15 protein-coding genes, 1 other RNA gene and 1 riboswitch are annotated in these 13,892 nt (G+C 59.9%); of the genes, 9 read left to right on the forward strand and 7 right to left on the reverse strand.

What is annotated here, in order from left to right; translation table 11 throughout:
- Nucleotides 1-75 precede the first annotated feature (75 nt).
- Complete coding sequence (gene hemE / locus ACR0J8_RS02610) at nt 76-1,110, reverse strand: uroporphyrinogen decarboxylase (RefSeq protein ID WP_480888833.1); 1,035 nt, start codon at nt 1,108-1,110, stop codon at nt 76-78.
- Between the two features lie 107 nt (nt 1,111-1,217).
- On the opposite strand from hemE, the gene hemC reads away from it, so the two are divergent.
- Nucleotides 1,218-2,177, forward strand: a complete 960-nt coding sequence (hemC, locus tag ACR0J8_RS02615) for a hydroxymethylbilane synthase (RefSeq protein ID WP_480888834.1) — start codon at nt 1,218-1,220, stop codon at nt 2,175-2,177.
- A gap of 248 nt (nt 2,178-2,425) precedes the next feature.
- Here the strand turns inward: hemC and ACR0J8_RS02620 are convergent, their stop codons facing one another.
- From ACR0J8_RS02620 to nudC, 3 genes are read right to left on the reverse strand one after another with little or no spacing between them, the layout of a single operon-like run.
- On the reverse strand, nt 2,426-2,914 hold the full coding sequence (locus tag ACR0J8_RS02620) for an N-acetyltransferase family protein (protein WP_480888835.1): 489 nt from the start codon (nt 2,912-2,914) through the stop codon (nt 2,426-2,428).
- A gap of 21 nt (nt 2,915-2,935) precedes the next feature.
- On the reverse strand, nt 2,936-3,403 hold the full coding sequence (locus ACR0J8_RS02625) for an SRPBCC family protein (protein ID WP_170679533.1): 468 nt from the start codon (nt 3,401-3,403) through the stop codon (nt 2,936-2,938).
- 38 nt (nt 3,404-3,441) lie between these two features.
- Nucleotides 3,442-4,425 (reverse strand): NAD(+) diphosphatase, encoded by a 984-nt coding sequence (gene nudC / locus ACR0J8_RS02630; RefSeq protein WP_480522810.1) that lies wholly within the window; start codon nt 4,423-4,425, stop codon nt 3,442-3,444.
- 177 nt (nt 4,426-4,602) lie between these two features.
- Between nudC and ACR0J8_RS02635 the strand changes: the two genes are divergently transcribed.
- Together ACR0J8_RS02635 and ffs are read left to right on the forward strand one after the other, a co-directional pair.
- Nucleotides 4,603-6,483 carry a bifunctional 2',3'-cyclic-nucleotide 2'-phosphodiesterase/3'-nucleotidase gene (locus ACR0J8_RS02635; protein ID WP_480522809.1) on the forward strand — a complete coding sequence of 627 codons (1,881 nt, stop codon included), beginning with the start codon at nt 4,603-4,605 and terminating at the stop codon, nt 6,481-6,483.
- 39 nt (nt 6,484-6,522) lie between these two features.
- An RNA gene (gene ffs, locus ACR0J8_RS02640) (signal recognition particle sRNA small type) lies at nt 6,523-6,621 on the forward strand.
- Here the strand turns inward: ffs and ACR0J8_RS02645 are convergent.
- The gene (locus ACR0J8_RS02645) at nt 6,621-7,529 is read right to left on the reverse strand and encodes an alpha/beta hydrolase family protein (protein ID WP_480888836.1); all 909 of its coding nucleotides are present in this window, start codon (nt 7,527-7,529) and stop codon (nt 6,621-6,623) included. The two genes, ffs and ACR0J8_RS02645, sit on opposite strands and share 1 nt — an antisense overlap.
- A gap of 165 nt (nt 7,530-7,694) precedes the next feature.
- Nucleotides 7,695-7,915, forward strand: a riboswitch (cobalamin riboswitch).
- A gap of 87 nt (nt 7,916-8,002) precedes the next feature.
- Here ACR0J8_RS02645 and ACR0J8_RS02650 point away from each other — a divergent pair.
- Nucleotides 8,003-8,410 (forward strand): hypothetical protein, encoded by a 408-nt coding sequence (locus ACR0J8_RS02650; protein ID WP_170679526.1) that lies wholly within the window; start codon nt 8,003-8,005, stop codon nt 8,408-8,410.
- Between the two features lies 1 nt (nt 8,411).
- Here the strand turns inward: ACR0J8_RS02650 and ACR0J8_RS02655 are convergent, their stop codons facing one another.
- Nucleotides 8,412-8,915 carry a protein-tyrosine phosphatase family protein gene (locus ACR0J8_RS02655; protein ID WP_480522807.1) on the reverse strand — a complete coding sequence of 168 codons (504 nt, stop codon included), beginning with the start codon at nt 8,913-8,915 and terminating at the stop codon, nt 8,412-8,414.
- 170 nt (nt 8,916-9,085) lie between these two features.
- On the opposite strand from ACR0J8_RS02655, the gene ACR0J8_RS02660 reads away from it, so the two are divergent.
- From ACR0J8_RS02660 to ACR0J8_RS02680, 5 genes are all read left to right on the forward strand, one after another.
- Nucleotides 9,086-10,846, forward strand: coding sequence for a DNA polymerase III subunit gamma/tau (locus ACR0J8_RS02660; RefSeq protein ID WP_480522806.1), 1,761 nt, complete (start codon nt 9,086-9,088; stop codon nt 10,844-10,846).
- A gap of 95 nt (nt 10,847-10,941) precedes the next feature.
- Nucleotides 10,942-11,286, forward strand: coding sequence for a YbaB/EbfC family nucleoid-associated protein (locus ACR0J8_RS02665; RefSeq protein WP_170328851.1), 345 nt, complete (start codon nt 10,942-10,944; stop codon nt 11,284-11,286).
- A 61-nt stretch (nt 11,287-11,347) separates the two neighbouring features.
- Nucleotides 11,348-11,941, forward strand: coding sequence for a recombination mediator RecR (gene recR / locus ACR0J8_RS02670; RefSeq protein ID WP_170614298.1), 594 nt, complete (start codon nt 11,348-11,350; stop codon nt 11,939-11,941).
- Nucleotides 11,942-12,008: 67 nt separating this feature from the next.
- Entirely contained in the window at nt 12,009-12,572 is a 564-nt protein-coding gene (locus ACR0J8_RS02675; protein ID WP_480888837.1) for a histidine phosphatase family protein, read from the forward strand.
- Nucleotides 12,573-12,693: 121 nt separating this feature from the next.
- The gene (locus ACR0J8_RS02680; protein ID WP_170614296.1) at nt 12,694-13,182 is read left to right on the forward strand and encodes a hypothetical protein; all 489 of its coding nucleotides are present in this window, start codon (nt 12,694-12,696) and stop codon (nt 13,180-13,182) included.
- Here ACR0J8_RS02680 and ACR0J8_RS02685 read toward each other — a convergent pair.
- Entirely contained in the window at nt 13,179-13,820 is a 642-nt protein-coding gene (locus ACR0J8_RS02685) for a ribonuclease T2 family protein (RefSeq protein WP_480522802.1), read from the reverse strand. The two genes, ACR0J8_RS02680 and ACR0J8_RS02685, sit on opposite strands and share 4 nt — an antisense overlap.
- Nucleotides 13,821-13,892 lie beyond the last annotated feature (72 nt).

The raw sequence follows: 13,892 nt of genomic DNA on the forward strand, positions 1-13,892 counted from the left end.
CCTCATCTGGCCGGAAATATCCCGGGGGATGAATTGGCCGAAGGCCAAGAAGGGGGCTGGCCCCCTTGCCCGTCGTTAACGACCGCGCACCGTATCGATCATCAATTGCACGTTGTCCGGGTTCGCGTCCGGCGTGATCCCATGCCCAAGATTGAAAATGTGCGGCCCATTCGAGAATGCCTCGACAATTCGCCGCGTCTCATCGACCAGCGCCTGCCCACCTGTCACCATATGCGACGACGCCAGATTTCCCTGAACACATCCATCGGCCTGCACATGTTCTGCAGCCCACTCGGGCGACACGGAATTGTCCAACGCGACACAATCCACACCGGTGGCCTTGGCAAAACCGACATAGCCGTCCCCTGCCTCACGCGGAAAACCAATGATAGGGATGCCCGGGTGACGTTCCTTGATGGCCTTCGTGATAACCCGACAGGGCTCAAGGGCGTATTTGCGGAACGCTTCACCCTTCAGCGACCCGGCCCAGCTATCGAAAATCTTGACCACCTCGGCCCCGGCTTCGATCTGGGCGGAAAGGTATTCGATCGTGGCCAGGGTGATCCGGTCCATCAATGCTTCGAACAAGGCAGTGTCACCTTCGCGCAGCGCATGGGCTGGGCCCTGATCCGGCGTGCCGCGCCCGGCAATTATGTACGTTGCCACGGTCCAGGGCGCGCCAGCAAATCCGATCAGCGTGGTTTCGGAGGGCAGTTCCCGCGCCAGAATCCGAACCGTTTCGTAGACCGGAGACAAGGTTTCGTGGATGTCCTCTACCGGCTTCAGAGCGTCAAAATCGGACTGCCGTGTGATGGTCGACAGGCGCGGCCCTTCACCCGTGACGAACCACAGGTCGGCACCCAGCGCCTGTGGCACCAGCAGGATATCGGCAAACAGAATGGCTGCGTCGAACCCGTAGCGGCGGATCGGCTGCAAAGTGACCTCGGCGGCCAGTTCGGGGTTGTAGCACAAGGACAGGAAATCCCCTGCTTGCGCCCGTGTCGCGCGATACTCCGGCAGATACCGCCCCGCCTGACGCATCATCCAGATCGGCGGCACGTCCTGCACCTCGCCCGCCAGCGCCCGCAGCAGTTTCTTTGTCTCGGCCATATTTGTCCCCAATCGTCCGGTTTGCCGCAACGGGTCTGCCTTCGGCGGCAATTTGTCAAGCTCTGCCCCCATTGTCAGGGCAATGTGACGCGACTAAAGCTGTGCGCATGACATTGACTCTGCCGACCCCCGCATCGCCGCTGAAGATTGGAACCCGTGGCTCGCCACTGGCGCTGGCGCAGGCCTACGAAACCCGTCAAAGACTGCGCGATGCGTTTGATCTGCCCCAAGAGGCGTTCGAGATCGTGGTCATCAAGACCACCGGCGACAATCGCGCCATGATCGACGCGGACCGCCCGCTGAAGGAGATCGGCAACAAGGGCCTGTTCACCAAGGAAATCGAAGAGGCGATGCTGCGCAGCGATATCGACATCGCCGTGCATTCGACCAAGGACATGCCGGTCGAACAGCCCGCGGGACTGGTACTGGACACGTTCCTGCCGCGTGAGGATGTTCGCGACGCTTTCATCTCGCCGGACCTGAGTTCCATCCATGACCTGCCCGATGGCGCCGTGGTCGGCACGTCGTCGCTGCGCCGCAAGGCGCAATTGCTGAACCGGCGGCCTGACCTGAAGGTTGTCGAGTTCCGGGGCAACGTTCAGACCCGGCTGAAAAAGCTGGGCGACGGGGTGGCGGACTGCACCTTTCTGGCCATGGCCGGACTGCGCCGACTGCAGATGGACGACGTCCCCGCCACGGCCATTGCGCCCGAGGACATGCTGCCCGCCATCGCGCAGGGCACTATCAGCATTGAACGCCGGGCGTCCGACACCCGTTCGGCTGAAATGCTCGAAGCCATCCACCATGCCGAGACCGGACAGCGCATGTCGGCGGAACGCACGCTGCTGGCGGCGCTTGACGGTTCCTGCGAGACACCGATCGCCGGCCTAGCCGAAATTCTGAATGGACAACTTCGGCTGCGCGGAGAAGTCCTGCGCCCAGACGGGTCAGAATCAATCGCCGAGGATGTGACCGGAGATGTTGCAGACGGCGCGGAAGTGGGTCGCCAGATGGCAGCGAGACTGCTGCAACAGGCCGGACCGGGCTTCTTCGACTGGAAAAAATGAAAAAAGTTTTAACAATGTGAACTGCTTCACTGTGAGCCTCGAAGTTTATCGGCATTACAGTGACATACCGATCAGCAAGGCGGGTCAGTTTCGAAAGTATCGAAAGATTTTCTGGTTGCTGGTGTTTTAAGTGGTTTTCGAGGGGGCGAAACCGATCCCCGAACTCTGATCGGTAAGGGCCGCTGTCATAGCCTGACAGCGGCCCATTTTGTTTTGCGATCCTCACCAGCTAATACGATCAGAAAAAGTCAGTTCAACGACTGACAGTCTGACAGAGTGAACGACTTCGAAATCGCGCCGGGCAACCTGCGGTATTCGGTGAAGCCCATTGCACCATAATAGGACAACCCCCCGACATTGGTTTCCCCAATGGTGGCATCTATCGCAGGCAAGCCGACTTTCTGCGCAGCCTGCAAGGTGGATCTGAACAAGGCCCGTCCGATTCCCTGCCGGGCCGATGACGGGTTGATATGCGTGCCAATAATGCCCAGCCCCTCAGCGACCTTGTACGGTTTGCCTGCAGTTGCAAGCTTCAAAGACTGGAACCCCAATGCTGCTCCCCGGGGGTCGATGGCGACCGAACACCGGATCTGCTGAGGGTGGCAAAGATAATGCGACAGCGCAAAGGCCGCATCCGATGGTTTGCTGCGTTGTCCGGCAAGAACAAGGGCCTTCAGAACGACGGCCAACCCCTCGGCATCGTCCGCAACGGCGGGGCGAATGGAATAGCTGCTCAATCTATGCCTGCAAGTTTTCCGTCATACACCGTGTGCATGCCGCTCTTCCAATTCACGGGCAAATTCGCTCAGGCGAATCTGAAACTGTCGGCGGAACCGCGATTGTCCCAGCTTCAGGGACTGAAGCAACAGGCGAGCCGGTAGTGACTTCGCAGCAAGCGACATTTCGACACTCAGCCGGGTTTTGCGTTGGGACAGGGCAAGAAAGTCAACCGATGTCACCCCTTTCATACCCTTGCTGGACATCTCAAAGCACATGCGGGACGGGGTATCGCAATCGGTCATCTGTATTTCGACCCGACGCGGTTTTCCCCGCAGATTGAAATCCGTCAGCCAAGTGGCACCAGTTGTTATCGGGGCCTGTTCGTTCAGTCGCCGTACTTCGACACCCCGGCGCATGGCCATCCGCTCGAACCGCTCAAAATCCGCGACCATGTCGAAAACCGCGTCAATCGGGGCCTCGATATCTTCGCGCGCTGAAAACTGCATGTCCGCCCTCGGTGCCTTTGCCTTCGTTCAGTGTCTCGTCAGTCCAGAGTGTCTGCAAGCCAGTTTTGCAGCAAGAAATGCGCAATGGCGCCTTTTCGGGCCGGCAACAAGACCGGATGCTCTCCGGAAAAAGCGCGCATCATTTCCGATTTGCTGACCCACATCGCGTCTTCGATCTCGACCGGATCAATCCTGAGTTCGCGGGACAGGGCCTCACCCGCGCAGCCGAACATCAACGAGGCCGGAAACGGCCACGGCTGGCTGGCCAGATAGTGAACGGCACCAACTGGCACGCCTGCCTCTTCCATTACTTCGCGCCGCACAGCGGCTTCCAGCGTTTCACCCGGTTCGACAAATCCCGCAAGCAGCGAGTACATGCCTTCGGGCCAACCCGGAGACCGCCCCATCAGGACCGAGTTTCCATGGGTAATCAGCATGATCACCACAGGGTCGGTACGCGGAAAATGCTGCCCGCCACAAGTGGGGCAGCTGCGCTGCCACCCCGCCTGTGCAATTTCACTGGCAGCCCCGCAACGCGCACAGAACCGGTGCGTTTCATGCCAGCCGATCACGGCCTTGGCCGCTGCCGCAAGCTCGGCATCGCGGGCGCTCAGCCGCGTCATGATCCGGCGCAATTCGGCAAACACGTACCCGTCCGGCAGGTCCGGATGCTGCTGCTCGGACCGGTCTACAAAAGCACCGATATCCGACAAATCCTGCCCATCCGCCGACCAGTCCGATATATCCGCCGCAAAAATCGGTGCATCGTCTTCACGAAGGCCCAGAAATACCGGGGCTTCCACAACCCCTCCGGGACCTTCGCGCACCAGGCTATGTGCCATCGCGACCAATCCAAGCCGGTCCAGACCTTCGCCCTGCACCAATATCTTGCCACGCCAGACCAGCAGGCATTCGGCGCGTGGATCAGTTTTCATCTGTTCCAGCCTGTCCGAATCTCCCCGGAGATGCGCTGCGCGATCCAGGACCGAGCCGCCAAATGTCACTGTCTCCGCGTTTTTCATTTAATATCCTCAGTGTGTTGCGCACAGGGCTGCCACGACTGCCGAGTTGTTGCAATGCCAATTCATGAACACCTGGACGTGGCAATGCCGCTGAATGGTCCCACCGGCGCCAAGTTATTTGCACTTACTCATTCTTTTGGTGAACATGGCTTAGATTGAATTGCCCAAAGTAGAAAATTGCACCCGACCACTGTTTCGTCTCAGCGCCAACACACTTCAGCCGGTCGCATTCGGATTTTGGCCACGACCGATCTGCATATGAATCTGACAGGGTTCGACTATCACGCGGATGAACCGGATCCGGCGCGGGGCTTCACCCGAACGGCCAGCCTGATCCGCGCTGCCAGAGAAGAAGCGCAGAAAGACGGAGCACTGGTATTCCTGTTCGACAACGGAGATGCCCTTCAGGGAACGCCGTTTGGCGATTGGGCGGCAGAGCAGACTGATGACAACCACGTGTTGATTCAGGCCTTCCGGGAACTTGGCTATGACGCAATCGGACTGGGCAACCATGATTTCGACTTTGGCCTGCCGACGCTGAATCGTATTCTGGACGGCGCACCGTGCCCGGTGATTTGCAGCAATGCCCGGCAATTGACCACCGGGGCCAAATGGAATGACCGCGCAATACTAGAACGCTCTCTTCTGATCGACGGCGTCGAAACCCCGTTTCGTCTGGGTCTTTTGTCGATCCTGCCGCCGCAGACGGAGCAATGGAATGCCCACAGGGTTCAGGATGTGGTCGTGTTCGAAGATATTCTGGAGGCCGCGCAAAAGACGGTCGAGGCCCTGCGCACGGACGGCAGCGATGTGATTGTCGCGCTGGCGCATTCGGGCCTTGGACCTTCGGAACCCGCGCGCGGATTGGAGAACGCCGTCATACCGTTGGCCGCGATCGACGGGATCGACGCCATTGTTGCAGGCCATACGCATCTCACACTTCCCGGCAAGGATCACGAAGGGCTGGATCATACGGACGCAACCCGGGGGCATGTACATGGCAAACCGGTTGTCATGCCTAGCGTCGCCGGGACGCATCTTGGCATCATCGACCTGCATGTGCAGAAAACCTCTGCCGGGCCATGGAAGGTTGTCGGGCAGCAGGTTCAGCTGCCTCCTGTTCTTTCCCGGCACGGGAACGGAGCGGTATCCGAAGACCCCGGAATGCGGCATCTGTTCAGTTACGGCCACAAAGAAACCCGTGCACTGGCCTCAAGACCCGTGGGCCACAACAATCAAAGCCTGCAAAGCTATTTCAGCTTTTGCGCACCGGATCGGGGCCTCGCTTTGGTCGCCAGCGCCCAGGCAGCGGCATTGAACCTCCATCTGGACGAAGACCTACGGGGGCTTCCACTGTTGTCCGCTGTTTCGCCCTGCAAGTTCGGAGGCCGCGCGGGACCGCGCTCCTACACGGAAGTACCGCCCGGAAAGGTTCGTTTGCGCAATGTTTCGGATCTTCATTCTTTCCCGAATGAACTGCGCGCCGTGCTTGTCACCGGCGACATGGTCCGTGACTGGCTTGAAATGTCGGCGGGCATTTTCAATCAGGTTGATGCAGGAGCTGTCCGCACTCTGACCGATGAAACACGGGCCGGGCATAACTTCGATGTGCTGTTCGGCCTGACCTATCGGATCGATCTTTCTCAGCCGGCGCGTTTTGATTCTCACGGAATGCTGGTCGATCCCACCGCAAACCGTGTCTGCGAGATTTGCTGCGGTGGAATCCCTATTGAACCCACCCAGAAATTCGTTGTGGCCCTGAACAGTTACCGGGCCAGCGGCGGCGGACACTTCCCAGTTGCGCATCAGGCCCGGCAGATCGATCTGCCGACCTTACCCATCAGGGACGTCCTGCGCGACTATCTTTCGGGGGGATTACCGGGCGACCCGATGCAATCTGCGCCCTTCCCCTTCAGCCTTGTCCGGCTTCCCGGCCACGCTTCGATTCTGAAAACCGGGCCGGGAGCAAGGGCGCATCTCTCCGAACTGGACGCATACGATCCGCATGTGCTGGGGCATGACCCGGAAGGCTTTCTGCGGATCAGACTGTCACTCTGACGGGTTGTCTTCCTGGCGCAACTTCCCTATATCGACGATTGAGAGGTTGGCGCGGGCGAGCGCCTCGCCAACCTGGTCAGGTCCGGAAGGAAGCAGCCACAACGAGCCCCGCTTGGGTCGATGTCCAACCTCTCACTTCATCCCGCAATCGTCACATCTTTCCGGTCGGAACGGACTTGCTGCTCCGCAGACTCGATCAGCCTCGGCCAGACCGCTTTGTTTTTGCGCGCAAAAACACCAATGTGGCCAATGGATTTCAGCCCGAAATCCTTTGGTTCAAGCACATGACGGTTGGCGTCCGGGCCGTATAGCTCGGCCAGCCTCCGGACCGCATTTTCAGGCACCATCTGGTCGTCCGAAATCGCAAACAGGTCAACCGGACCACCGGCCCGCGACCAGGTCACTGCGGGCAGGCCTTGGCCAATTTCAGGCAGATAGCTGTTCGGCGAGGTGCACCATTTTCGCCATTGCCAGTAGACCTTTGACGGCAGGTCCGAACCAAACCCAATGGCCTTGCCGGGCAGATACCCCAGCATATGTACTGCAAAAGGCGCATGCCCGTACCAGAAGATTCCGGCCAGCCCCCGGTAGGGCCAGGGATGATCCGACAACGTAACCAGGCCGGAACACACACAAATCATCCGGTCGATCTGATCCACATCCGATTGCAATGGCCCAAGCATACCCCCCAGCGAATGACCAATGGTCCACTGCCGCGCACTTGGGAATCGCCGCCGCATCTCGGCCCGGGCCGCGGGAATATCGATCAGCGCCCAATCGAACATGGTGACACGCGAATCCTTCAAACGCCCCGATAGCGATTTTCCGAAATCGCGGTAATCATAGGTCAGACAGGCAATGCCCTGCTCTTCCGCCAGCCACCGGGCAAAATGCTGATAATAGTCCTGGGGAACGCCGGTCGCGCTGTTCAGAACAACTACGATATCAGGCGCTGCAACAGGCAGGTACAGACGACCCGACAGCATAGCCGTCCCGGCGGGAAATCGTATGTCTTCGGTCAAGACCTGTTCCTGTATGTCCAACATCTCATGCTCCGCTCTCAACTGAACAGTTCAGTTCACCTATCTGTCAGGCCAGTCGCCCGCTCAAGTCAACCCGGTGCAAACATGACCAAACGTCCGCTTTCCCGACCACGCATCGGACCAAATGCCTCGGCCCGCGCAATGCGCTTGACTCGGGGACCCCGCAACCGCTAGCGATGAGGCGATGGTTTCCGCGCCCTTTCCGGGGCCGGGATGAAAAGGGAACACGGTGCGGTTCTGTCTGGCATTGCCGGAAGGAACCAAGGCCGAGACTGCCCCCGCAACTGTAAGCGGTGAGCAATGCCGAAACACCACTGGCCGAAAGGCTGGGAAGGTCGGCAAAGCGATGACCCGCAAGTCAGGAGACCTGCCATCGATACTGAAACCGAAACTCGGGCGGGGTGTCCGGGCAGGTCCTGATGGCATAGCCCCGTCACACCTGATCCTTGCCCCGCGCCGCGCGCGGAGGGCGCATTATGATCTGGAAGACAAGGACACACGAATTTTCTGCCACTGTGTGCCAGCGCACCGGCAAACCCTGTCCGGCACTGGCGCAAATGGCGCGGGCTCTGACGCGCGCCGTGGCAAGCGCCGGCCCGGCCGCAACCCCGCAATTCGCCATTGAAGGCAGCAGCGAGCTTGCCCATTGCCCCGAAGGGTGCATGGCCCGGTTCCACGCGCGGCCAGACAAAATCCGGGTGTTTTGCGGAACGAATGAGGAAACTCCGGGCGACAGGTTGGAGGATTATGCAGACATGATGTTCTGCGCAGAGTTCCGTGCGCTGCCGTCCGCAATTCTGTCGGACCCGCCCTGCGCCATGCTTGAAGCTTCGGCCCTGGCAGGTCGCCAAGTAGCGGCCCAGGCCGGACATTTGTCGGCCTGACCTACGGGTCCGCGCTGGCCGGAATCAATTGCGTGGCCCATGCCAGTTGTGCATCTGTTTCAACCGCACAGGGCCGCACCGCCCTCAACCGTTTCAGGGCTGCACCCGGTTGCTCGCCACATTCGACCATCAGGCGCAACACCACCATTCCGGACCGGCCACAGCCGCCCCGGCAATGCACCAGAATGCGCCCGCCCCCTGACAGGGCATGGCGGACGGCCGCGCTTACATCGGGCCAGCGCGCGGTCACGGCGTCGGGGGGTGCACCGAAATCTTCGACCGGCAGATGGACCCAGCGGCAGGCGCGCGCCTGAATGTCGGTTCCGAAGTCACGCGCGCCGTCCTGCAGCATCTCGACTTCGGTCGTCATTGAAATGACAAGACCTGGCTTCCAGTCGGAAATCGCATTCAGGTCCTGGGCATATTTACCCCCGCGCCCCGGCATTGATGTCAGGGCCAGAGTACCTCCTCCGACCTGCAGCGCATGAATAATCATCTGAGACATGCAACGCGCCCTCCTTAATCGTTACGCACAAGAATCCGGTCAAAAATGCTTTCGCCTTCATTTTTACGCGCATCCCGAAGCATTCCCAAATGAATTTCGCGAACCGGCTGTGGACGCAGGCGGCGGCGCACTCTACGCTGCACTTCTGATACGAATCCGACAGAGCAGAAATGACCGACTCGCCACGCCCCGCTTATCAGGTTCTTGCCCGCAAATACCGCCCGGAAACCTTTGCCGACCTGGTTGGTCAGGATGCCATGGTGCGCACCCTGAAAAACGCGTTCGAGGCAGACCGGATCGCGCAGGCCTTCATCATGACCGGCATCCGCGGCACCGGCAAAACGACAACGGCGCGGATCATCGCCAAGGGCATGAACTGCATCGGCCCCGATGGCGACGGCAAACCGACGACCGAACCCTGCGGCCAATGCGAACATTGCGTGGCGATCATGGAAGGCCGCCATGTCGACGTGATGGAGATGGACGCGGCCAGCCGCACGGGCGTGAACGACATCCGCGAAATCATCGACAGCGTCCGCTATCGTGCAGCCAGCGCACGCTACAAGATCTATATCATCGACGAGGTTCACATGCTTTCGACCAGCGCGTTCAACGCGTTGCTCAAGACGCTTGAAGAACCGCCCGAGCATGTGAAATTCATCTTCGCCACGACGGAAATCCGCAAGGTTCCGGTGACGGTCCTGTCGCGCTGCCAACGCTTCGACCTGCGCCGGATCGAACCCGAGGACATGATCGGTCTTCTGAACAAGATCGCCGCCGCCGAGGGCGCCCAGATCGCAGAAGACGCACTGGCGCTGATCACCCGAGCGGCCGAAGGTTCGGCGCGTGATGCAACTTCGCTGCTGGATCAGGCGATCTCGCACGGGGCCGGGGAAACCAGTGCCGATCAGGTCCGGGCGATGTTGGGCCTGGCGGACCGGGGCCGCGTCCTGGACCTTATGGACATGATCCTGCGGGGCGACGCGGCGGGGGCTCTGACAGAGCTCAGCGCTCAGTACGCCGAGGGTGCCGATCCGCTTGCCGTGCTGCGCGATCTGGCCGAAATCACCCATTGGGTGTCCGTGGTCAAAATCACGCCGGACGCCGCCGAGGACCCGACCGTTTCGCCCGACGAACGCGCACGCGGTCAGCAAATGGCCGAAGCCCTGCCGATGCGCGTTCTGACCCGCATGTGGCAGATGTTGCTGAAAGCACTCGAAGAGGTCTCAGCCGCGCCAAACGCCATGATGGCAGCGGAAATGGCCGTCATTCGGCTGACCCATGTGGCCGACCTGCCAAGCCCGGAAGAACTGATCAAACGTTTGCAGGACGCACCTCCACCCACGCCGAACGGAGGCCCCGGTGGCGGCATGGCCGTACCCTCGCACGCCCCGGTACAACCTCAGGCATCGGCAAGGTCTTCCTACGTTTCCGCTCCGCATGGCCCTGCCGGCGCGCCGACTGCGGCCCTGGCACAGGACGTCCAAACCGCTCTGGCGCGCTATCCGACCTTCGAACATGTGGTCGAACTGATCCGGTCAAATCGGGACGTAAAGCTGCTGGTCGAGGTCGAAAACGGTGTGCGGCTGATGGCCTACTCACCGGGCCGGATCGAATTTACGCCGACCGATCATGCCCCGACAGACCTTGCCCAACGGCTGGGTACGGCGCTGCAGCGCTGGACAGGCAATCGGTGGGCCGTGTCCATCGTGGCAGATGGCGAAGCCGCCACGATTGCCGAGGTCCGCGACGCGGCCGACCTCGCGCTAAGGGCCCAGGCCGAGCAACACCCGCTGGTTCAGGCGGTACTCATGCAGTTTCCCAAGGCGCGCATCAAATGGATCGAAACCCCGGAACAGCGCGCCGCCAAGGTCGAAACCGAGGCTCTGCCCGAGGTCGAAGACGAATGGGACCCGTTCGAAGAGGACTGAACATCTGCCTGGAAGACAGGAGGATGCCCATGCCCCTTGTGTCACGCAGCCACCCTTCGTATTTAGGCGTCAAATCGATTTACAGGAGAAACCCGATGCTCAAAGGTTTAGGCGGTCTGGGCGATATGGCCAAGATGATGAAATCCGCGCAGGACCTGCAGACCAAAATGACCGAAATGCAGGAAGAACTGAACAACCTCATGGTTGTCGGCGAATCCGGCGCCGGTCTGGTCAAGGCCACCGCCACCGCCAAGGGCGAACTCAAAGGTCTGGACATCGACCCGTCGATCTTCAACGGCGACGACAAGGAAGTGGTCGAGGATCTGATCCTGGCCGCCATCAAGGACGCGCAGACCAAGGCCGCCGAGCGCTCTCAGGCGGAAATGGCCAAGCTGACCGAAAGCATGGGGCTGCCGGCAGACATCAAGCTGCCGTTCTGATCTTCATCTTTTCCAAAATACTCCCGCCGGAGGCTCCCTTCGGTGCCAAACAGGACAGGCCGTGAGTTCGAACAGCGACATCGACAACCTGATCGACCTGATGGCCAAGCTGCCGGGCCTTGGCCCGCGCTCGGCCCGTCGCGCGGTTCTGCACCTGATCCGAAAACGCGCCCTGCTGCTGACACCGCTGTCGGACGCAATGCAGCAGGTCGCCGCCACCGCCCGCGAATGCCTGAATTGCGGCAATGTCTGTACCGCTGACATCTGTGACATCTGCGACAGTGAGGCCCGCGCCACCGGAGAGCTTTGTGTCGTCGAGGATGTCGCTGATCTTTGGGCGATGGAACGTGCCGGTGTCTTCAAAGGCCGCTATCACGTTCTGGGCGGTACACTGTCGGCCTTGGACGGTGTCGGCCCGGACGAGTTACGCATTCCCCGCCTCAAAGACCGCGTGACGGCCGAGGGCATCACCGAGATCATCCTTGCCCTGAACGCCACAGTCGACGGACAGACCACCGCGCACTACATTGCCGACCAGTTGGAGGGACAGGTTCGCCTGACCTCACTTGCGCAGGGTGTGCCAATTGGGGGTGAGCTGGATTATCTGGACGACGGGACGATCACGGCTGCGCTGAGGGCGCGGAAAGAACTGTAAGGTCACAGAACCTGTCCAGAGAACATATTTGAATCATGCTTTGATTTTCCAGAGTTGTGCGTGACTTATGAGCAGATATCCCGATCTATTCATACTGCGACACGGCGAAACCGAGTGGAATACTCTTGGGAAATTTCAAGGCCGCAAGGACTCTCCGCTGACCGAAACGGGCAAGGCGCAGGCGCGCACTCAAAACCAAATTCTGAGCCGCATTCCGAACACACCGTCTCGGGTCGTCGTCAGCCCGCAAGAGCGCGCGCAGCACACGGCTCGGCTCGCGATTGCACCCCAGCTGCAACAGGAAACTGACCACCGCCTTCAGGAAATCGCATTTGGCCAATGGGAAGGTGTAACCAAGAACGTCATCAGGTCGCAGATCGACTACGCTTACGAAAGCTATTTGTGGTTTTTTCGCAGCCCTGGCGGTGAGAGCTTTGAGGAGATATCGGCAAGAGTCCGATCCTTTCTGGATGAGCAAGAAGAACCCTCAATCATTGTGACCCACGGTGTAACTTCTTTGGTGCTGAGGGGGATCTGGCTGGGTCTAGATCAGGAAGGCCTGCTTAAGCTGCCTCGCACACAAGGGTGTGTCTTCCATCTTTCCAACAGTACGGAAACGATACTTCGGTAGAGGCGGCCGCATTATTATTCGACACGTGCCTGCTGCACGCTTTCGGATCACAGCCTTTGGTTATGCGCAAAACTGCGCTAAGGATATCCAAACACTACCATTTTAGCTGGAGCATTCCTCGATGACCCGCCTTCTCGCCTTCACCTTTGCAGCTTTCACCGCAACCTCCGCTCTGTCACAACAACTTGTCGACAAAGGCTTTGTCGAGGGCTGGAACATCATGATGGACCCCGCACTTGGCAACGGGTGCCTGATCCAGACGATCTATCAGGATCTGTCGGTCGTGCGGCTGGGCTATGACGCGTTGGGTGATCGCGGATACTTCACCGTCTACAACAAGGCATGGGGCGATATCGAACCCGGGAAAAACTATCCGATCCGGTTCGATCTGGACGGCAAGAGCTTTGACGCCACCGCCATCGGGTTCAGGCAGGATCGCGTGCCAGGGGGGACGGTGTTTTTCACCGACCGCAACTTCGTAAACGCGATTGCGCAGAACAGAACCATGACCGTCTACAACCCGGCGGGTGAGCGTGTGATGGCAATCGACCTCAAAGGCACGGCCAAGGCGCTGGAGTATGCGCGGGACTGCCAGAACAAGAAGCTCTAACGAATCGGATCGAACAGGGCGTCCTTGGCGGTGCAGTCGCGGATCACATCCCGTCCGCAGGGCACTGGTTTCAGATCACGCGACAGACACAAGCGGACCTCTTCTATATAACCCTGTTTGCAGGTTACGGTGACCATATCGCGCTCAAGACCGGGGTTTGCTTTCAAAAAAGCGTCCTCGACGACCGAGGCGGGCAGTTTCACCGACGCATCCAGTTTACGAAACACCGGTGGGCGTTCAACGCGTTCATAGGCTTGGCGGGACAATGTGAAATAGTCAGTCGCGCTGAGACCCGAACAGGTGCCGTGCTTTTTCCACTGATGCCACGCCAGACCAGAACTGCCCTGAATGTCTTCCATTTCCCGGGTCATGCGGCGCGTTGGCGGTGACTCTGGCGTGCGGCAGTAGGCTGGCCAGCCCTGATGGTATTGCGGCCAGAGACCATGCAAAATCCAGCCGTGATCATGCCGCGCATCGCATTGCTCCGATCCGCGCGCATCGCCTTCGCGGGCGCACCAGTTGGGCGACCAACTGAGCGCCAGTACGTAATAGTCGAACTCACCCGCCTTTTCGCCATCGGCCAGCGCCGCCATTGAACCGAACACCCACAAAACCAGCCCCGCAATTCCTTGGCGCATTCGCCTCTTCCCTTCTTGCCTTCCCGCGACTATAAGCGGGCCAAGTTCCCCGACAACGGAAACCTGCCCCAA

The sequence above is a fragment of the Ruegeria sp. N11 genome, from assembly GCF_056531525.1.